The organism is Vibrio sp. 1562 (assembly GCF_033340155.1).
GTDB classification, from domain to species: domain Bacteria; phylum Pseudomonadota; class Gammaproteobacteria; order Enterobacterales; family Vibrionaceae; genus Vibrio; species Vibrio alginolyticus.
The window spans coordinates 1-576 of sequence record NZ_JAWOVY010000593.1 but is presented as its reverse complement, the minus strand read 5'-3'; the positions used below and the strand labels follow the sequence as shown (position 1 = coordinate 576).

Annotated in this window: 1 pseudogene; it reads left to right on the top strand. The window is 46.0% G+C overall.

The features are described from left to right. Positions 1-576 (top strand): annotated as a pseudogene (locus R7Z49_RS26580) (ketol-acid reductoisomerase); the annotation flags it as partial.

Sequence of the window (576 nt, the reverse complement as noted above, 5' to 3'; positions counted from 1 at the left end):
GGCTGCAGCAACAGGTGGTCACCGTGCGGGTTGTCTTGAGTCTTCTTTTGTCGCTGAGGTGAAATCAGACCTAATGGGTGAGCAAACCATTCTATGTGGCATGCTACAAGCGGGGTCTATCGTATGTTACGAGAAGATGATTGCTGAAGGCATTGATCCGGGTTATGCAGGTAAGCTACTGCAGTACGGTTGGGAAACCATTACGGAAGCTCTGAAATTCGGTGGTATCACTCACATGATGGACCGTCTATCTAATCCTGCGAAAATCAAGGCGTTCGAGCTTTCTGAAGAATTAAAAGACCTAATGCGTCCACTGTATAACAAGCACATGGACGATATTATCTCTGGTCATTTCTCTAGCACCATGATGGCTGATTGGGCAAATGCTGATAAAAATCTTCTAGGATGGCGTGCAGAAACTGGTGAAACCGCATTTGAAAATTACCCAGAAACGGACGTTGAGATCTCTGAGCAAGAGTACTTCGACAACGGCATTCTAATGATTGCAATGGTTCGTGCTGGGGTTGAACTGGCATTTGAAGCGATGACAGCTTCTGGAATCATCGATGAATCAGC